The sequence below is a fragment of the Nocardioides sp. J9 genome, assembly GCF_007829375.1.
GTDB lineage: Bacteria > Actinomycetota > Actinomycetes > Propionibacteriales > Nocardioidaceae > Nocardioides.
The window spans coordinates 1-18303 of the sequence record NZ_VLJQ01000087.1 but is presented as its reverse complement, the minus strand read 5'-3'; the positions used below and the strand labels follow the sequence as shown (position 1 = coordinate 18303).

The 18303-nt window shown below is 75.0% G+C and carries 18 protein-coding genes; 9 read left to right on the top strand and 9 right to left on the bottom strand.

Translation table 11 applies throughout. The features are described from left to right. Positions 1-91: 91 nt before the first annotated feature. Positions 92-2602: a CHAT domain-containing protein gene (locus L615_RS14715; protein ID WP_145725555.1), complete on the bottom strand. Its 2511-nt coding sequence runs from the start codon at positions 2600-2602 to the stop codon at positions 92-94. A gap of 88 nt (positions 2603-2690) precedes the next feature. Between L615_RS14715 and L615_RS14710 the strand changes: the two genes are divergently transcribed. Beyond that, the gene (locus L615_RS14710) at positions 2691-4094 is read left to right on the top strand and encodes a S8/S53 family peptidase (RefSeq protein ID WP_145725554.1); all 1404 of its coding nucleotides are present in this window, start codon (positions 2691-2693) and stop codon (positions 4092-4094) included. 21 nt (positions 4095-4115) lie between these two features. Here L615_RS14710 and L615_RS14705 read toward each other — a convergent pair whose 3' ends face one another. Next, entirely contained in the window at positions 4116-4610 is a 495-nt protein-coding gene (locus L615_RS14705) for a hypothetical protein (RefSeq protein ID WP_036518491.1), read from the bottom strand. Next, positions 4607-5197: an RNA polymerase sigma factor gene (locus L615_RS14700; protein WP_198020259.1), complete on the bottom strand. Its 591-nt coding sequence runs from the start codon at positions 5195-5197 to the stop codon at positions 4607-4609. The genes L615_RS14705 and L615_RS14700 overlap by 4 nt, the downstream gene beginning before the upstream one ends. 162 nt (positions 5198-5359) lie before the next feature. Between L615_RS14700 and L615_RS14695 the strand changes: the two genes are divergently transcribed. Together L615_RS14695 and L615_RS14690 are read left to right on the top strand one after the other, a co-directional pair. Continuing rightward, positions 5360-5746 carry a hypothetical protein gene (locus L615_RS14695; protein ID WP_145725553.1) on the top strand — a complete coding sequence of 129 codons (387 nt, stop codon included), beginning with the start codon at positions 5360-5362 and terminating at the stop codon, positions 5744-5746. An 11-nt stretch (positions 5747-5757) separates the two neighbouring features. Continuing rightward, complete coding sequence (locus L615_RS14690; RefSeq protein WP_186449879.1) at positions 5758-6036, top strand: LuxR C-terminal-related transcriptional regulator; 279 nt, start codon at positions 5758-5760, stop codon at positions 6034-6036. A gap of 114 nt (positions 6037-6150) precedes the next feature. Here L615_RS14690 and L615_RS14685 read toward each other — a convergent pair whose 3' ends face one another. Together L615_RS14685 and L615_RS14680 are read right to left on the bottom strand one after the other, a co-directional pair. Continuing rightward, a complete protein-coding gene (locus tag L615_RS14685) occupies positions 6151-7203 on the bottom strand; it encodes an SMP-30/gluconolactonase/LRE family protein (RefSeq protein WP_145725551.1) in 1053 nt (350 codons plus the stop codon). Continuing rightward, positions 7200-8705 (bottom strand): FAD-dependent oxidoreductase, encoded by a 1506-nt coding sequence (locus L615_RS14680; protein WP_261376714.1) that lies wholly within the window; start codon positions 8703-8705, stop codon positions 7200-7202. The genes L615_RS14685 and L615_RS14680 overlap by 4 nt, the downstream gene beginning before the upstream one ends. Positions 8706-8774: 69 nt before the next feature. On the opposite strand from L615_RS14680, the gene L615_RS14675 reads away from it, so the two are divergent. From L615_RS14675 to L615_RS14660, 4 genes are read left to right on the top strand one after another with little or no spacing between them, the layout of a single operon-like run. Next, positions 8775-9449, top strand: a complete 675-nt coding sequence (locus tag L615_RS14675; RefSeq protein ID WP_028656547.1) for a TetR/AcrR family transcriptional regulator — start codon at positions 8775-8777, stop codon at positions 9447-9449. After that, positions 9446-10114, top strand: a complete 669-nt coding sequence (locus L615_RS14670) for a class II aldolase/adducin family protein (RefSeq protein WP_145725550.1) — start codon at positions 9446-9448, stop codon at positions 10112-10114. The genes L615_RS14675 and L615_RS14670 overlap by 4 nt, the downstream gene beginning before the upstream one ends. Beyond that, on the top strand, positions 10111-11037 hold the full coding sequence (locus L615_RS14665) for a carbohydrate kinase family protein (protein ID WP_261376713.1): 927 nt from the start codon (positions 10111-10113) through the stop codon (positions 11035-11037). The genes L615_RS14670 and L615_RS14665 overlap by 4 nt, the downstream gene beginning before the upstream one ends. Before the next feature lie 27 nt (positions 11038-11064). Beyond that, positions 11065-11649, top strand: a complete 585-nt coding sequence (locus tag L615_RS14660) for a GNAT family N-acetyltransferase (RefSeq protein WP_145725549.1) — start codon at positions 11065-11067, stop codon at positions 11647-11649. Positions 11650-11670: 21 nt separating this feature from the next. Here the strand turns inward: L615_RS14660 and L615_RS14655 are convergent, their stop codons facing one another. The 3 genes from L615_RS14655 to L615_RS14645 are packed head-to-tail and all read right to left on the bottom strand — an operon-like array spanning position 11671 to position 14740. Continuing rightward, positions 11671-11922 carry a hypothetical protein gene (locus L615_RS14655; protein ID WP_051486008.1) on the bottom strand — a complete coding sequence of 84 codons (252 nt, stop codon included), beginning with the start codon at positions 11920-11922 and terminating at the stop codon, positions 11671-11673. 18 nt (positions 11923-11940) lie between these two features. Beyond that, the gene (locus tag L615_RS14650) at positions 11941-12471 is read right to left on the bottom strand and encodes a hypothetical protein (RefSeq protein ID WP_145725548.1); all 531 of its coding nucleotides are present in this window, start codon (positions 12469-12471) and stop codon (positions 11941-11943) included. A gap of 46 nt (positions 12472-12517) precedes the next feature. Next, positions 12518-14740, bottom strand: coding sequence for a UvrD-helicase domain-containing protein (locus tag L615_RS14645; protein WP_145725547.1), 2223 nt, complete (start codon positions 14738-14740; stop codon positions 12518-12520). Between the two features lie 136 nt (positions 14741-14876). On the opposite strand from L615_RS14645, the gene L615_RS14640 reads away from it, so the two are divergent. Beyond that, positions 14877-15503, top strand: coding sequence for a TetR/AcrR family transcriptional regulator (locus L615_RS14640; RefSeq protein WP_145725546.1), 627 nt, complete (start codon positions 14877-14879; stop codon positions 15501-15503). A 13-nt stretch (positions 15504-15516) separates the two neighbouring features. On the opposite strand, the gene L615_RS14635 is transcribed toward L615_RS14640, so the two are convergent. Beyond that, positions 15517-16398 carry a TIGR03619 family F420-dependent LLM class oxidoreductase gene (locus L615_RS14635; RefSeq protein ID WP_222430563.1) on the bottom strand — a complete coding sequence of 294 codons (882 nt, stop codon included), beginning with the start codon at positions 16396-16398 and terminating at the stop codon, positions 15517-15519. A 47-nt stretch (positions 16399-16445) separates the two neighbouring features. On the opposite strand from L615_RS14635, the gene L615_RS14630 reads away from it, so the two are divergent. Next, complete coding sequence (locus L615_RS14630; RefSeq protein WP_222430562.1) at positions 16446-18263, top strand: FAD-dependent oxidoreductase; 1818 nt, start codon at positions 16446-16448, stop codon at positions 18261-18263. The last annotated feature ends 40 nt before the right edge of the window (positions 18264-18303 follow it).

Sequence of the window (18303 nt, the reverse complement as noted above, 5' to 3'; positions counted from 1 at the left end):
GGGCGACCGTAGCCGCGCGCGGCCCGGAAGGTGCGCGGAACGGCGCGAGCGTCGGCGACGTCACACCGGTGCGGACGGCGTGCGGTCCCCGTCAGGTGCCGAGGGCGAGGAAGGCGGCGGCCGTCCCGGCGGCGACGGGGTCACCCACCGCCCGCCGGCGGACGTCGAGCAGCGCAGCGGCTGGGTCGACGCCGGCGGCGAGGGCTGCGTGCAGGTCGACCATCAAGGCCGCGGTCGCGTCGTCGTTGACCTCGGCGACGCTGCTGACCAGCCCGGCGGTCCCGAGCGAGAAGAGGGCCGCGGCGAGGCCGAGCAGCTCCTCGGCGCCCACCGGCGCGAGGACGCCGGACTCGCAGGCGGAGAGCACGACGCGGTACGGCGCGCGCCGCAGGCGCTCGAGGTCGTGCACCGTCAGCGGGCCGTCGGCCAGGTCGAGCGCCGAGAAGAGCGGGCTGTCGGCGCGGAAGTGGCCGTGGGCCGCGAGGTGCACGAGGTCCGCGCCGTCGACCTCGGCGAGGACGCGCTCCAGCGTGGCGTCGGGACCGGCGAGCAGGGTGGCGTCCGGGTGGCTCCCGGCCAGCACCGGCACCTCGGCCCCGCCGCTGGCGAGCCCGGGACCGCTGACGAGCACCGTGCGGCGCTCCGCCGGCCGTGGCCGGCCGGTCGTCCGGGCCCGCAACCACTGGCCGGCCGAGGGCACCACCGTGAACGGCCGGTCGGCCAGCACCGGCAGCAGCGGCCAGGCGAGCCCGTGCAGGCGGGCGGTCGGGGCGAGCACCACGGGCCCGTCGGGCACGAGGCGCACCGCGTCGCCGAGGATCTCGTCTTGCAGCTGGCGGCCCAGGGCGGCGGTGTCGACCGGCCGGCCGCGGGATGCGCGGCGCAGCAGCATCTGCGCGGGACCGAGGAGCGCGGCGACCTGCGTGGTCGTGCCGGCCACCCGTCGTCGTACCCGGCCGGCGTGGAGGACCAGCACGTGCAACGTGCCGTCGACGTCGACCAGCTCGACGAGGCAACCCTCGCCGACCGCGGCCACGAGCTCCTCGACGGCCGGCGCACGCTGCTGCTCGGCCGTGGCGGCGGTCAGGGTGTGGCTCTCCGTCCGCACCGCACGCTCCAGCCGCAGCCGCTCCCGCTCCAGGGCCTCGGTCGGCTCCCCCTCCTGCCGGGCCCGGGCGAGCCGGCGCCCGTTGTCGCGCAGTGCGGCGAGGGACGCCGGGATGGTCGGCGCGTCCGAGGTCGCGGGTGGCTGGGCCAGCGCGGTGGCCCGGGTGCGCTCGCTCCACCGCAGCAGGGTGCGCGGGTCGGACGCGGCGTGCCGCAGCGCGACGGCCGTCAGCTCCCGGCCGTGCGCGGTCGCCAGCGCCCGCAGCTCGGAGGACCCGATGAGCCGCCGGTGCTCGTCGATCGCGTCCAGGCCGGCCGACGCCGCCCGCAGCACGCCGCCGCGACTGCCCCGCTCCTCCTGCACCAGCGACCGCGCGTGCCACGCCGCCGCGCGGACGAGCGCGTTCGGGTGGGTGCGGTACGACGCCGCGCGGTGCCAGAGCGAGGCCCGCTCGGCGCCCCGGCTGCGCCGCCCGGCGAGCACGAGGGCCAGCGGCGCCTCCTGGGCGCGCTGCTCGTGCAGCACCCTCGCCACCGCCCTTGCGTCCTTCGACGACCCCCCTCCGCACAGGACGACGAGGAGGCGGGCCCGCACGGCGAACCAGTCACGTCGCTGGGTGCGGAACATCGCGGCTGCGCGCCGGGCCAGCGGAGCCGCCTCGGCCTGCCGTCCCGCGGCCAGCAGCACCTGCGCCTCGAGCAGCTGGCGTTCGGCCTCCTCCACCGGAGCGAGCGTGGAGACCTCCTCGAGCAGCGCCAGGGCATCCCCCGGGAGACCCGCAGCGAGATAGGTGGACGCGGCCGACGCGACGGCGAGGAACCGGGGCTCGCGGTCCTCGGCCCGGTAGGCGTCCAGCGCCTCCCGGTACAGCCTCATGCCGCGCGGCAGGTCCCCGCGCGCGACCGCGACCTCGGCGAGGCTCTCGACGGCGGCCGTCGCCTCGAACTGGGCTCCGGCTGCACGCAGGAGCGCCTCCGCGTGCCGTTGCTCTCGCTCCGCCGCATCGGTCTGGCCCAGGGCGAGCTCGACGTGCCCGAGCCAGGTGCGCGTGCGTCCCTCCCACACCGGGTCGTCGCCCAGCTCGGTGAGGGCGCGCCGCATCAGTGGCGCGGCCGCGGCGTGGTCGCCGACCATGGCCAGCACGCCGGCCTTGCGCATGCGGATGCGGGCCGCCGTGTGACCCGACGCGCTGGCCAGTGCACGGTCGAGCTCCTTCAGGCCGGCCGCGGTCCGGCCGGCGAAGGCGAGCGTCCCCCCGTAGGTCGCACGGACGTCGCGCTCGCGGTCAGCGGCACCGGCCTTCCGCGCGAGCGCGAGTGCCGTCCGCAGGGCGACGAGCGCGAGGTCCGTCCGGCCGGCCTCCCGGTGGATGATCCCCAGGCACTGGTGGGCGTAGGAGTGCTCGACCGGGGTCGCCTCGCGGGCCAGGACACCCTCGGCGAGCACGCGCGCGGCGGCCGGGTCCTCGAAGGCGAGGTCGAGCAGGTCGTCCACCTGACGCTCCTTTACGCGCACCACGCGGCAGCACTACGTTAGCGTCGGCGACGGACCCTGCCGCCGGCCCACGGCCCCAGGAGCGGTCATGAACGAATCCCCCCGGCCCCTCTTCCGCCTCGACGCGCTGCGCGACGTGCTGCGCCGGGTGCGCGAACAGCTGCCCGAGCGGCTCCGCCCCGGGAAGGACGTCGAGGCCGAGCGCCTGCGCGCCCAGGTCGCGGTCATCCGTCGGGCCTTCCGGGAGAAGGGCCTGCTCGTGCTCGGCGCGCCGGTCGAGGGTGCCGAGCCGTGCCGTGACGACGCCGACATCCACTTCCTCTACCGCCCCGGCCACGCCGTGGTGCGCGAGGAGGACCTTCCCCGCCTGCGCGAGTACTTCGGGCGGGTGGACAACGTCCGGCGCTTCCGGGGTGGCGTCAAGGGCAGGACGACCCGCGTACCGGGCCTGGTCCTGGCCCAGCTGCCGCAGCGGCTGGACGGGCGCGACGACGTGCTCGCCACGATCGAGGAGCTCGAGCGGGGGCAGGTCGTCGAGCGCGGAGCCGTCGGCCCGGACCACGTCGTGTACGTGACGCCACGGGGTTACCTCTGCCCGGCCAGCGAGCCCGAGATCCCGGCGGTCCGGCGCGGCGGGGTCTGGCCACCGCCCGCGAAGGACGAGCACCGGGGGAAGGTCGACCCGGTGCGGGTCGCAGTGGTGGACACCGGACTGTGGACCGACGCCGTCACCAGTCCGGTCACCCCGTGGCTGAGCGGCGTGGTGGCCGATCCGAGCGACGTCGAGGTCGTGGACCCGGACGACATCCACCCCTATGCAGGGCACGGAACCTTCGCTGCGGGCGTCATCCGCTGCATCGCGCCCGGCACGAGGGTCGAGGTGGAGGGGGTGCTGACGCACGGCGGTGCCGTGTTCGAGACCGAGATCGTGGAGCAGCTCCACGAGGCCATCAACGACTGCGACGACCCGCAGGTCATCAGCATCTCGGCCGGGACCCACACCCGCGGCGACTTCCGGTCCGTCGCGTTCGAGGTGCTGGGCCGGGCCAACAAGTTGGGCGACCGCGACGACGTGCTGATCGTCGCCGCGGCCGGAAACGACGCCAGCGACCGGCCGTTCTGGCCGGCCGCGTTCGACTGGGTCGTCGGCGTCGGCTCGGTCGACCCGGACGGATCGGTGTCCGACTTCTCCAACGTCGGCGAGACGTGGGTCGACGTCTACGCCCGCGGTCGCGACGTGGTCAACGCCTTCCCCCGGGGCACCTACCGCTGCTACGAGCCACCGAACGTCGGGCAGGTGCGCACCTTCGACGGCCTGGCCCAGTGGAGCGGGACGTCGTTCTCGACCCCGATCGTCGCCGGCCTGGTCGCCGCCCGGATGCGGGAGACGGGCGAGACCGCGCACCAGGCGTGGGCGAGCGTCCTGTCCGGCGCGACCGACGCCATCGACCCCCGCGGCGGGCAGATCAAGGTCGTCGGTCCGCTGACCTGAGGCTTCCCGGGCGACGCCCTGTCAGAGGGTCACCCACGGTGTGGTCAGCGACCAGCCGCCCCGGGTGACGACGAAGCGCACGGCTCCCGTCCCGACGCCGGCGAACCGGAAGAAGCCGGCCGCGTCCACCGTGGTGGCGAGGTCGGGGGTGTCGGGGCGCTGGAGGGCGACGGTCACCGGGCCCTCGGCGGTGGCGGCGTCGCCGGTGGCGACCACCTCGCCGAGCAGCTGGTCACCGTCCACCTCGACCTCCAGGGTGAGCCCGCTGCGGCCGAAGGCGAGCGAGCGCGGCCCGGTCGCGGCGGCCCCGGCGGAGCGCACGGCGGCGCCGGCGTCGAGGGCGGAGTCGTGCAGCAGCTCGGCGAGCTCCGCGTCGACGGAGCGCCAGGTGAAGGCGGCGCGGGCGGCCTCGCGGCGCCGGTCCGGCACCGCGTCCGCCTCGGCGACCGCCTCGTCGAGTGCCGCCATCAGCTCGTCGTCCGTGAGGTCGTCCCACCCCTGGAATGCGTCAGTCATGACCTCTCCCCTCCCACGAGGTCGGGACCCAGGCCGCGCAGGGCCCGGGTGCGTCGCAGCTGGTCCAGTGCCCGGGCCCGCGTGGGGCCGATGCTGCCGATGGGTATCCCGAGCCGCCGGCTGATCTCCTCGTAGCCGACCGGCGGGTCCTCCAGCAGCAGCAGGAGCAGCTCGCGGCGAGCGGCGGGCAGCTCCTCGAGGGCCTCGCGCAGCAGCTGCCGGCGCTCCGCGGCGAGCAGGTCGACCTCGGCCCGGTCGTCCTCGACCGCGTCGAGGCCACCGCCGGCGACGTCGTCCTGCGGGTCGACGGGCCGGGTCCGGCCGCGCGCGGCGAGCAGCCGCAGGCACTCGTTCCGGGTCGTCGTCCGGATCCACCCGGGGAGCGCGTCCGGCTCCCGCAGGTCGCCCAGGTGCTCCACGAGCCGCAGCCACACCGTCTGGCTGACGTCGTCCCCGTCCGCCTCCGAGAGCCGGTGGCCGCGCACGATCGCGCCCACCAGGGGCAGGAAACGATCGACGATCGTGTCCCACGCATGCTGGTCTCCTTCCCGCGCCGCGGGGACGAGCGTGGACAGCGGTTGCGTCACGGGTTGATCGTCCCGCATCTCGGACCCGCGAGCCAGTGCCGCTGATACACCTCGGAAACGCGGACGAAGTTCGTCGTATCAGGTCCGGTCACCCGGCGCTCCTCCCTCCAGAAGCCCTCAGCGGTGGCTCCCCCGCCGCGAGCTCCCGGAAGGAACGACGAGATGACCTGGAACGAGACCCACGCCCGGACCCGCATCATCCGCGAGGTCGAGGCCGCAGTCGCCACGGACATGACCGGGGCGCTGCCCTGGCGGGACGAGTGGAACCAGTACTTCCACGGCCCGCGAGGCCTGGTCGCCGCGCTCCGGTCGCGCTGGCAGCACATGTGCGAGGCACAGCTGGACGTGCAGGACGGCGAGGACCAGTTCGACGACGCCTACATCCGGCTGCGCCGCACGCAGGCCGCGGTGCTGGCGATCCTGCAGCGCACCGACGCCACCGCCGGGGACCCGGCGGTCCTCCCGCTGACGGGCCCGCGCCCCGCTCCCTCCCCCCGGCGGGCTCGTCGGCGGTTCCTCCTCCACGGCGGCCCGGTGCTGCCCGCGTGATGGGTACGACGATGCTCGAGCTCACCTACGTCGCGGCCACCAGCCGGCTGGAGCGGCTCGGCCCCCGGGAGCGCAGGGTGCTGCAGATGGTCGCGCACGGCCAGTCCGGCTCCGCGATCGCACGCCAGCTCGGCCTCACGCCCGAGGAGGCGGAGGCCGTCACCCGGCGGGTCTTCGACAAGCTCGGCCTGGTCCCCTCGGCGCACCTCGGTCGTCGGGTGCTGGCCGTCCTCACCCTGCGCCAGGCCCGCGACGTCGCGCGCGACGTGGCCCGGGCCGAGGCGGGCTGAGGCCGCCGCACCGGCCGGCGTCCTCGGGCCTTGTGGGGGGTCCGTCGACGCACTCCCGCGAGGGGTGGTCCGTTCCGGGGCGGGCCACCCCTCGCCCTGCCTGCCCGGGCGGGGTCAGCGCAGCCGCGACCGCCTCGGCACGACCACCGGGGCACCGTGCTCGCCGACCTCGAGGTCGAGGATCACGTGGTGGCTGGTGTCGCCGAGGATCGCGGACTGGTTGGCGACCAGGACGCGGGTGCCGTGGAAGGTGGCGTTGGAGGGACTGTCGAAGGGCACCGCCGAGCCGTTCGCCGACCAGCGGGCGAGCACCGTGCCGGTCGGGCTCAGCTTGAGCACCCGGTTGGCGCCGAGCAGGGCGAGGTAGATGTTGCCGGAGCGGGCGACGCCGAAGCCGTCGGGCAGGTCGAGCGGGCCGCCCGCCGACCAGAGCGCGGTGAGCGCGCCGGGTCGCCCGTCCGCGCGCACCCGCAGCCGGTAGAGGTGGCCGCGGAACAGGTCGAGCGCGTCGCCGGTGGTCTGCTGGCTAATCAGGAACGACCGGGTGCGCGGCTCGTAGACGATGCCGGTGGTGCCGAAGCCGGCGATGCCGGCCAGCCGTGCGGAGCGGAACCACACCCTCGGCTTGCCGCCGCGAGCGGGGATCCGCCACACCACGTCCTGGCCGTAGTCGGTGAGGTAGAGCGCGCCACCCGGGCCCCACGTGGCGTAGTTGGGGATCGGGTGCCCGCCACCGGGCAGGTCCGGGATCGTCGCCTGCACCGTGAACCTGCCGGTGCGCACGTCGAGGGTCAGCACCCGTGCGCGGGACTTCTCCAGGAGCACCAGCCTCCCCCGGGCGTCGGTCGCGGCGACCTGGACGCCGCGCGGCTTCGCCAGGTCCTGGCCGGGCACGGTCCACGAGCGCAGCAGCGTGCCGGAGGCGGAGTACTCGATGACTCGCGAGCGCATCTTGTCGCCGGTCGGGTTGGTGTAGGTGCCGGCGTACACGCGCCCGTTGGGGTGGACGTGCACGTACGCCGGGAAGCCCGGCGCCGGCACCTTCGCGAACACCCGGGCGGTGCCGGGGGTGCGCCCGCCTGCCGCGTCGGCGGGCACCAGCCCGGCGGTGGCCAGCACGGCGAGGAGCAGCAGGACGGTGGACCTGCGGACGGCCTGGCTGGTCACAGCTTCTCCAGCACCTCGAGGGCGGCACGCTTGCCCGAGCGGACCGCGCCGTCCATGTAGCCCGTCCAGTACGTCGACGTCTCGGTGCCGGCCCAGTGGATCCGGCCCGACGGGCGCCGGAGGTGGCGGCCGTGGGTGGCGAGGACGCCGGGCGGGCAGAACGCGACCGGCCCCCCGCGGGTCCAGCGCTCGTGGGTCCAGTCGTGCTCGGTGTACTCGATCGGCCTCAGTGCCTGGTCCCCGAACATGCTGGCGAAGCCCTCCAGGACGGCGCGGCGGCGCTCGGCCCGCGACAACGTGCCGTACTGGCGCCAGGTGGAGCCGCCGACGAAGGCGAGCAGGATGCCGTGCCCCGTGCTGGTCACGTGGTTGTCGAAGGCGACCCGGACCGCCCCGGTGTCGGCGATGCCGAAGCCGGAGAGCCCGGCGTCGCGCCAGAAGGGCTTCTCGTAGACGGCGTCGCACTTCATCAGGCGGCCCATCTGCATCCCCGCCAGCAGCGCCCGGCGGCCGGCGGGCAGGGCTCCGTGGAAGTTGATGTCGAGCACCTGCTTCGGCGCGGCGGCGACGATCACCCGGCGGGCGGAGACGGGTCCGCGGCGGGTGTGCACCACGACCCGGCCACCACGGTGCTCGATGCGGCGGACGGCGGCGCCGAGGGCGACCCGGTCCCCGAGCCGGCGGGCGAGGCCGAGCGGGATGCGCTGCGAGCCGCCGACGAAGCGGCTCTCCTGCGCACCACCGACGGTGTCGGAGTTGCGCTCGAAGGTGCCGGTGGTGCGCTCGTTGCCGGAGCAGGCGATGTAGTGCAGGACGTAGAGCAGCGAGAGCTGGTCGGGGTCGGCGCCGAAGCCGGGGTGGGTCCACGACTTGATGAGGTTGTCGATGCCGCGGCTGTTGAGGGTGTTGCTGCGGAGCCACGCGCCGAGCGTGGTGCGGTCCCACTCCGCCGCCTTCGGGTGCGCCCAGGGCGCGTCGACCGGCACCTCGGCGGCCATCGAGTTGAGCCGCGTCAGCGCGAGCGCGGCGTCGAGCAGGATCGTCGGGTCCGGCGGGACGGTGCCGGTGAACTCCTGGCGCCCGAGCAGCGGGTTCGAGGAGACGTAGACGTTCTTGCCGGCGACGTGCTCCTTGAAGGTGCGCACCCCGAGGTCGTCCGCCAGGGCGCGGATGTGGTCCTGGGTCGGGCCGATGAAGGCCCCGCCGGCCTCGACCCGACCGCCGGTGCGCAAATCGTGGTGGAGCACCCGTCCACCGACCCGCGTGCGGGCCTCCACGACGAGGACAGACCGGCCCCGGCGGGCGATCCGCTCCGCGGCGACCAGTCCGGCGATGCCGGCGCCGACGACCACGACGTCCACCCGGCGCGGCAGCCTCCCGCGCAGCGTCGCGGCGTTCACCTCCGCCTCGAGCGCCTCGGTCGCCAGCGCGCCGAGCGTGGCGGCCCCGCCCACGACGAGGCCGCGCCGGCCCATGGTCATCAGGTCGTCCGTGAGGAGCATCGAAGGCCTTTCACCCGGGAACGAAAGTGAATATGTGTCAGATTCCGGTTCAGAGGCTACACTTCCGCCATGTCCTCCGCCACCGTCGACGGCCCAACGAGCGGCGAGCCGAGCGGTGCCGCGGTCGGGCCGAGCCGCCGCCGGCTCCCGACCCAGGCCCGCTCGCGCGAGCGCGTCGAGCGGATCCTCGACGCCGCTGCCGAGCTCGTGGTCGCCGACGGCGTCGAGGGCCTGACCACCCGGTCCATCGCCGAGCGGGCCGGCCTGCCCGTCGCCTCGCTCTACCAGTACTTCTCCGACAAGGAGGCCGTGCTGCTCGCACTGTGCGAGCGGGACATGGCCGAGATGGACGACCAGGTCGCCACCGACCTCGCGGCGCTCCCCGAGGTCACCGTCGCCTCGCTCGTCGAGACCTCGATGCGCGCGTTCGTGAAGGTCTACGAGCGTCGCCCGGCGTTCATGCAGATCTGGATGCGCGGGCGCACCAACACTGCGGTCTACGACTACGGGCGCCACCACAACAAGCGGATCGCGGAGAACCTGCTCGCCTTCGCGACCGACGCCGGGCTGGTGGACCCCGCCGGGTTCACGCCCGAGCAGCTCGCCGCGATCGCCGAGCTCGCCGTCGAGGTGGGCGACCGTGCGTTCCAGCTCGCCTTCGAGCGCGACCCGCGGGGCGACGCGTTCCTCATCGATCAGGCCATCGAGCTGGCCATCGCCTACCTCGCCCGGATCACCAGGTGACCCACGAGGAGCCCGGCGCCCTGCGCGCCGGCGTCGCCGCGGCCTGCCGGCAGCTGGCCGACGCGGGGCTGCTCGTCGGCACGGCCGGCAACGTCAGCGCCCGCTCGGGCGACCTGGTCGCCGTCACCGGCACCGGCGTGGTGCTCGCGGGCTGCACGGCCGACGACGTCACGGTCGTCTCCACGACCGGCGACGTCGTCGAGGGCCGGCTCGCGCCGACGTCCGAGCTCGCCCTCCACCTCGGCGTGTACGACGACCACCCGTGCGCGCAGGTCGGGGCGGTCGTGCACACCCACGCCCCGTTCGCGACCGCCGTCGCCTGCGTGCTGGACGAGCTGCCGGTGCTCCACTACCAGCAGCTCGCGCTCGGTGGGGCGGTCCGCGTGGCGCCGTACGCGACCTTCGGGACGGACGCCCTGGCCGCGCACGTCCGTGCGGCGCTCAGCGGCCGCAGCGCCGCCCTGCTCGCCAACCACGGCTCGGTCACCGTGGGTGCGACGCTCGAGAAGGCGGTCGAGAACGCGCTGCTGCTCGAGTGGCTGTGCCAGCTCCACCACCGCGCCACGGCCCTCGGCACTCCTCGGGCGCTCACCGCGGAGCAGCAGGCCGACGTCGTCCGCGTCGCGATCGAGCGCGGCTACGGCTCCACGAGGGAGGTCCGATGACCGTTCCGATGACGGTCGCCGCCGTCGGCGTCCACGTCCTCGACACCCACGTGCTCGGGGTCGAGTCGATCCCCGAGCGCTCCGACGGCCAGCTCGTCGAGACGATCCGGATGTCGGCGGCCGGCACTGCCGGCGGCACCGCCGTCGTGCTGGCCCGGCTCGGCGCGACCGTGCGCTCCTACGGCGCCGTGGGCACCGACGCGGTCGGCGACACCCTGCTCGCGCTGCTCGGCAACGAGGGCGTCGACACCCGCGGCCTGGTGCGCAAGGACACGACCCAGACGTCGGCCTCGGTCCTGCCGGTGCGGCCGAACGGCGACCGGCCCGCGTGGCACTGCATCGGCGCCAACGGGGCGTTCACCCTCGACGACCTGCCCGACGACCTCCTGGAGGGGTTGAGCCACCTGCACCTCGGCGGTCCGGAGTTCCTCGGCGGCGACGCGGCCGGCGAGCTGCTCGCGCGCGCCCGGGCCGCCGGCGTCACCACGTCGGTCGACGTGCTCGCGCCGGGCGACCCGGACATGCTCGCGTGGATCGCGGCCGCGCTGCCGCACGTCGACCACCTGCTGCCCAACGACGAGCAGGTGCTCGGCTTCACCGGCGCCACCACCCTCGCCGAGGGCGCGCGGGCGCTGCTCGGCCTCGGCGTCGGGGCGGTGGCGGTGACCCAGGGGGCCAGGGGCGCCCTGGTCGCGACTGAATGCGGGGTCGACCAGGTGCCGGCCTACCCCGTCGACGTCGTCGACACGACCGGGTGCGGCGACGCCTTCTCGGCCGGCTACCTGCGCGGGCTGTCCCTGGGCCGCGGCCCGGTCGAGGCCGCGCGCCTCGGGTGCGCAACCGCCGCGCAGGTCGCCGGCGGGCTCGGCAGCGACGCCGGCACCTACGACCTGTCCACGGTGGTCGGGCTCGCCTCCCGCTGAACCGGCCCCCTCGTGCATGCTGGGGCCATGAGCTCAGCGACCACCACGGCGACCGTCCGTCCCCCGGGCGAGCCCGACCGCGACGGCGTCGCCGCCGTCATCACCGCGGCCTTCGGCGACGAGGGCGACAAGATCGCGCAGCTGTGGTCGGACGTCCTGGGCCGCGGCCTGGTCCGGGCCGAGCTCGTCGCCGTGGAGGACGACCGGGTCGTCGGTCACGTCGGGCTCAGCCACGCCTGGCTCGACGCCCGCTCCGAGCTGCTCGACATCCTCGTCCTCAGCCCGCTCGCGGTCGACCCGGACCACCAGAAGGTCGGCATCGGCGCCGCGCTGCTCGCCGCCGCCGTCGAGGAGGCCGGCCGGCTCGGCGCCCCGGTCGTCGTGCTCGAGGGCGACCCCGGCTACTACTCGCGGCACGGCTGGCAGCCCGCGTCGTCGTACGGCATCGAGGCGCCCTCGCCGCGGATCCCGGAGCCGGCGTTCCAGCTGGTCGCGCTGCCCGGGCACGAGCCGTGGATGACGGGTCGGGTGGTCTACCGCGACGCCTGGTGGGAGCACGACGCCACCGGCCTGCGCGACCCGCTGCTCGCCCAGGTCGAGATGAGCCTCTGACCGCAGGCCCGGCGCGGGGCGTCAGGCCCCGCCGAGCACCCGGAGCACGGTGAGCAGCACCGGCACGAGGAAGACAGCGAGCAGCACCCACGCGACCACGCGGTGCGAGGTCTTCGTGCTGTTGAGCGAGCCGGCGAACTGCAGCATCGCCCCGTCGGGGACCAGCGGGCTCAGGCCCATCCGGCGCGCGTCGACAGGCAGGTCGGGGTCGTGCTGCCAGGGCACCTCACCCGGCGCAGCCTCCTCGACGCCCTGCTCCTCGCGCTCGTCCACGCGACGATCGTACGTCGCTCACTGCCAGCCGGACGCGGCGTCCGGGGTGCGGGTCCCGGTCTCCCTCAGCGCGCCGCGCCAGCGGCCGGCGAGCCCGGCACCCACGAGGAGGGCGGCGGTCGGCGCGAAGAGCATCGGCGGGTCGCTGAACCAGTAGTGCGTGCCCGGCAGGTCCCGCATCGCGCTGTAGAAGCTGCTCAGGTCGACCATGAACCACAGCAGCGGCACGGCGGCCCACAGCAGGCCCGCCAGGACCGGGCCGAGGCCGGACACCCGTGCGGACGCCGCGACCAGGCCGAGGATGCCCGCGCCGAGGAGCATGAGCAGCGAGTAGCCGCTCACCGTGGCGTCCTCCAGGCGCACCGCCCGGTCGCGGAGGTACTCCCCCGCGCCGTAGTCGAGGACGAACAGGCCGACCGGCGTCGCGACGAGCGCGAACGCGGCGCCGAGCAGGTGGCGCACCACCATCGGGTGGCGCGCCGACGCGCCGGGGTCGGCAGGCGCGGACTGGTACGGCGGGGGCGGGTACGCGGAGCCCTGGTCGGTCATGGGGGGATCGTCCCCCCGCGACCGACCCGGCGAAACCCCCGAGCTGCTAGCCGACCGTCGTGAGCAGCTGCGTCGCGCGGGTGAGCACGACGTAGAGCGTCGCGCGCCCGGTGGCGGACTCGTCCTCGATCTCCTGCGGTCGGACCACGACGATGCCGTCGAACTCCAGGCCCTTGGTGTCGAGGCCGGTCAGCACGACCACCCGGTCCTCGCCCGACGGCGCGACCGCCGAGTCGACCGCGGCGCGGGCACCCGGCGCGTCGTCGGCGAGCTCGGGCCACGACGCCAGCCAGGCGTTGACCTCGGAACGGCGGGCGACCGGCACCACGATGCCGACCGTGCCGGACACGCGCCCGGCGACCTCGAGGACCGCCTCGCGGGTCGCCGCCTCGAGGTCACCGCCCTCGGGGACGTCGACGCGCTTCGGCTCCTCGCCGGTGCGGCGCACCGCGTCGGGGAGGTCGGCGTCGAGGCCGACCCGCCGGGCGTACTCCGCGGCGTGCGCGTAGATCTCGGCGGAGTTGCGGTAGTTCGTCGACAGGTGGAACTCGTGCACCTGCTTGCGCTCGAGCGCCTCGGCCCGCGCGGCGGCGGCCTCCCGCGGCTCCGGCCACGACGACTGGGCGGGGTCGCCGACGATCGTCCACGACGCCGTACGGCCGCGCCGGCCGACCATCCGCCACTGCATGGGCGTGAGGTCCTGGGCCTCGTCGACCAGGACGTGGGCGTAGCCGTCGTCCTCGATGCTGTTGGTGGGCGGGCGCCAGGCCGGGCCGCTGGCGAACTCGCGGTCGGAGGCGGTGATCAGCTCCTGCACGTTGACCGCGCCCTCGATGATCGCCAGCGGGTCGTCGCGCTCGTCGTCGGCCTTCTGCGGGACGTCGCCGAGGGCGTAGCGCAGCTCGTCGAGCAGCGGCACGTCCTCGATGGAGATCTGGCCGCTGATCGGGCGCTCGGGGTCGAGGTGGCTCCAGGACTTGGCGAGCAGACGCTGCTCCTCGGCGGTCAGCACGCCCTCGGAGACGCGGCCGAGGAAGTCGGGGTCGCGCAGCCAGCACAGCACCGTCGGCGCGTCGAGCGGCGGCCACCACGCGTGGGCGAAGTCGAGGAAGTCCTGGCGCGAGAGCATCTCGTCGTTGAACTTCTCCCGGCCCTGCTCGCGGCCGCGCTCGCCGCGGACCTGGCGCCAGAGCGCGTCGAGCAGCGCGTTGGACACGCGCGGCAGCTGCTTGTTGCGCAGGCCCTGCGACATCAGCTGGCGGCGGATCTGGCCGAGCCTGCCGCGGTCGAGCACGAGCCGGTCGTCGCGCCAGAACACGCGGTACTCCCGCGGGCTCCCGGGGACCTGCTGGCGGGCGGTGCGACGCATCACCTCGGCCATCCGCGCCGAGCCCTTGATGTCGGCGATCGCAGGCTCGTCGTGACGGGTGGTCCGCACGTCGTCGACGACCTCGCCGAGGCTGCGCAGCGCGACGGCGGTCTCGCCGAGGCTGGGCAGGACCCGCTCGATGTAGCGCATGAAGACCCCGGACGGGCCGACGACGAGCACGCCGCCGCGCTCGTAGCGCTGCCGGTCGGTGTAGAGCAGGTACGCCGCGCGGTGCAGCGCCACCACGGTCTTGCCGGTGCCGGGTCCGCCGCTGATGCTGACGACGCCCTTCGAGGGGGCGCGGATCGCCTTGTCCTGCTCGGCCTGGATGGTCGCGACGATGGAGTGCATCGACCGGTCACGGGCCCGGGACAGCTGCGCCATCAGCGCCCCCTCCCCGACGATCGGCAGCTCGCGGCCCTGCTCCTCGGCGGCGGTGAGCGCCTCGGCGTCGAGCAGCTCGTCCTCGACGCCGACCACCTTCTGGCCGGCGCTGCGCAGCACGCGGCGCCGGATCACGGAGTGCGGCTCGGCCGCCGTCGCCTGGTAGAACACCGCGGCCGCGGGGGCGCGCCAGTCGATGAGGAGAGAGTCCCGGTTCTCGTCGCGCAGGCCGATCCGGCCGACGTACCGCGGCGCGGGGTCGACCGCGGCATCGAGGTCGAGCCGGCCGAAGACCAGCCCCTCCTGCGCCGCGTCGAGCTGCGCGATCCGCTTGGCAGCCTGGAAGACCATCGCGTCGCGCTCCACCAGCCCGCCCTCGTGGCCGAGGCGGCCGCGGGAGTGACCCTCCTTCGCCAGCTGCTGGGCGGCCTTCCCGGCCTCACCCAGCTGCTGGTAGACCCGGTCGACGAAGGCCTGCTCTGCTGCGACCTCGCGCTCCACCAGCTCGTCTGACACCGACGTGACCCCTGCCGTCCGCAACCTAGTTCGATAGCCGCCGCCAGGACACGAGTCCGGGGCGGCAAGCATTCAACTCTACAGGCCCTGAGAGGGGTGGTTGAATGTGCTCAGGCATCTCAGCCAGGGGGGTTAGATGACATCGACGCCAGGCGCATCCACGCGCAAGCCGAACCGCCGCGGGGTCGCGGCACGGGAGCAGCTGCTGGCCACGGCGCTGCGCCTGCTCGGGGACGGGCGGCCGGAGGCCGTCTCGATCAACCTCGTCGCCAAGGAGGCGGGGCTGAGCTGGGGGTCGGTGCAGAACCTCTTCGGGGACTCCGACGGGTTCTGGTCGGCGGTCGTCGAGCAGATGAAGGACGCCGGCGCCGACCTGTGGGCCGAGCCGACCTCCGACACCGTCGCCGGCCGGTTGAAGGAGGTCGCCGACCTCTACCGCGGCCTGCTCGAGTCGCCGCACGGCGTCGCCATCGAGACGATCAAGGCCGGGTTGCCGCGCCCGCGGGCGGTGCTCGCGGAGACCCACCCGAAGACGGCGGCGTCGCTGACCGAGCTCGACCAGCTCGGCGAGGTCGCCTTCCTCCGTTTCTTCGAGGGCCTCGACGCGCCCCACTGGGACGAGCAGAAGGCACGCGACGTCGCGGCGGTGCTGCCGAGCGCGATGCGCGGGTTGCGCCTCGACAAGGCCTTCGGCACGTCGGTCGACATCGACAAGGCGCAGGCCACCCTGGTGGCCGCCCTGACGACGTACATCCAGGGCTGACCCGACCGGTCGGTCAGGCGAGGAGCTCGCGCACCGGCGCGATGACCTCCTCGCCGAAGCGCTGCACGCCGGCGACCTTGTCCTCGAGCGGGGCGTCGGCGGGGGCGTAGTACATCCACGGCACGGTCATCGTCATGGTCACCCCGCCGCGGGCGGCCCGGACGAAGTCCTCGGGCGTGATCGCGTCGGTCAGCGCCGGTACGACGTCGAACGGCTCGTCGAGGTCGCGGCCGGCCTCGGCGCGGAAGGTGCGCAGCCGTTGCGCGGTCGCGACCGCGTCTTCGGTCGTCGCCATGTCACCGACCCAGCCGTCGTGCCGGGCGGCACGGCGCAGCGCGACGTCGCTGAGCCCGCCGACCCACACCGGCACCGGACCGGGCGGCTCCGGCTTCATGGTCAGCCGCTCGCAGCTGTAGAACTCGCCGGCGAACTCCGTCCAGCCCGGCGCCCACAGCTCCTTCAGCAGCTCGAGCGCCTCGTCGGTGCGCCGTCCGCGGGTGCCGAACTCCTGCTCGAGCAGCTCGAACTCCTCGCGGCACCAGCCGACCCCGACGCCGAGCGCGACCCGCCCGCCGGTCAGCGCGGCCGCCGTGCCGACCGCCTTGGCCACGACGAACGGGTTGCGCATCGCGGCGACGTAGATCGAGGTGAAGAACTGCAGCCGGCTGGTCACCTGGCCGAGCGCGCCGACGGTGACCCACGGGTCCGGCCAGTCGACGTCGGGGCCCCAGCGCCGCTCCCCGGTCGACGTGTACGGGTAGGGCGTCGCCACGGTCTCGAGGTCGACGACGTGGTCGGCGATGCTCAGCGCGCGGAAGCCGGCCTCCTCGGCGGCCCGGGCGAGCGGCACCAGCTGGTCGATCGGCTGGTAGGCGGTGACCATCGCGAAGTCCACGACGCTCACCCTAGTCAGGGACTAGAACAGGTTCTAGGGTCGCTCCCGTGTTCCCCCACCTGCTCGCCCCCGGCCTGATCGGCGCGATGGAGCTGCGCAACCGGATCGTCATGTCGCCGATGGAGACGATGTACGGCACGCCCGAGGGACACCCCTCCGAGCGCACCGTCGCCCACTTCGCGCGACGGGCGGAGGGTGGCGTCGGGCTGGTGACGGTCGGCGCGACCGGCATCGACCCCCAGCACCCCGAGACCCCGGGCGGCCTGCAGATCGGCGAGGACGCCGCGGTCGCCGCGCACCGGCGGCTGGTCGAGGCGGTCCACGCCCAGGGCGCACGGATCCAGCCGCAGGTCGTGCACGCCGGGCCGGACGGGCTGGGTCCGGAGATGTTCGGCGCCACCTCGCTCGGACCGTCCGTCATCCCGTCGTACCTCACCGGACGGCCGTCTGCCGAGGCGACGAAGGAGCAGGTCGCGGGGGTCCTCGACCAGTTCCGCGCGGCCGCCGCGCGCGTGCGGGAGGCGGGGTACGACGGCATGGAGCTGCACGCCGCGCACGGCTACATGTTCCTCGGCTCCTTCCTCGCGCCCCAGCGCAACCGGCGGGGCGACCGCTACCGCGGCACCTCGCTCGAGGGCCGGATCCGGGTCGTGCTCGAGGCGCTGTCCGCGATCCGCAGCGAGGTGGGCCAGGACTTCCCGATCACCCTGCGCGTCTCCGGCTACGAGCGGGTCGCCGCCGGCCGGCCCGTCTGGGACACCGCCGCGATGGCGCCCCTGCTCGTCGAGGCCGGCGTCGACGCCTTCCACGTCAGCGGTGGTGTCATCGACCGCCTGGTCACCGGCATGGTCAACGCGGCCGATGACGGTGACGGGCTCAACGTCGGCGGCGCCGCCGCCGTGCGCGAGGCCGTCGACGTCCCGGTCATCGCCGTCGGCCGGCTGCACGACCCCGCCCTGGCCGAGCAGGTGCTCGCCGACGGCCGCGCCGACTTCGTCGCCCTCGGGCGCCCGCTCCTCGCCGACCCGGACCTGCCCCGCAAGCTCGCCGGCTGGGGCGGCGGAGCGACCCGGGTGCGGCGCTGCATCTCCTGCGAGAGCTGCATCGACACCCTCGAGGAGAAGCTCGCCACCGAGTGCGCCGTGAACCCGCTGACCGGCCACGAGCTGGACCGGGCCGTGCTGGTGGCCGGCCCCGCCCGCCGGCGCCGGGTCGTGGTCGTCGGTGGTGGCCCGGCCGGCCTCGAGACCGCCGCGCGGGCCGCGGACGCCGGCCACGCCGTCGTCCTGCTCGAGGCGTCGGACCGGCTCGGCGGCACCCTGCGCGACGCGTCCGTCGTTCACGAGGAGAACCGGCCCTACCTGCACTGGCTGCTCGACGAGGTCGCCGTCGCCGACGTCGACGTCCGGCTCGGCACCCCCGCCGCCCCCGACCTCGTCCGCTCCCTCTCCCCCGACCTGGTCGTGGTCGCCACCGGCGGGCTGGCCGAGACCCCCGCCGCCGAGGGCGCCCTCGTCTCCCACCTGCTCACCGACGCCGAGCTCACCCCCGGGTTCGGCGCCAAGCGCCGCACCGAGCACATGGACCGCCTCGACCGCCTCGGCGTCACCGCCCACGTCGGCTGCACCGTCTCCGCCATCACCCCCACCGCCGTCGCCTGGACCCCCGCCCACGGCAAGCCCCGCGAGCTCCCCGCCGACGCCGTCGTCCTCGCCGGCGACGTCCTCCCCGACACCTCCCTCGCCGACGCCCTCACCACCGCCCTCCCCGGCCTCGACGTCCGCGTCGTCGGCGACGCCCGCGGCCTCGCCCTCATCCGCGGCGCCACCGCCGACGCCGCCGAGGTGGTCGCGTCGCTGGGGTGAGGCTGGTGTGCTCCGGCGTGGCTGGTGTCGGCGGCCGCGC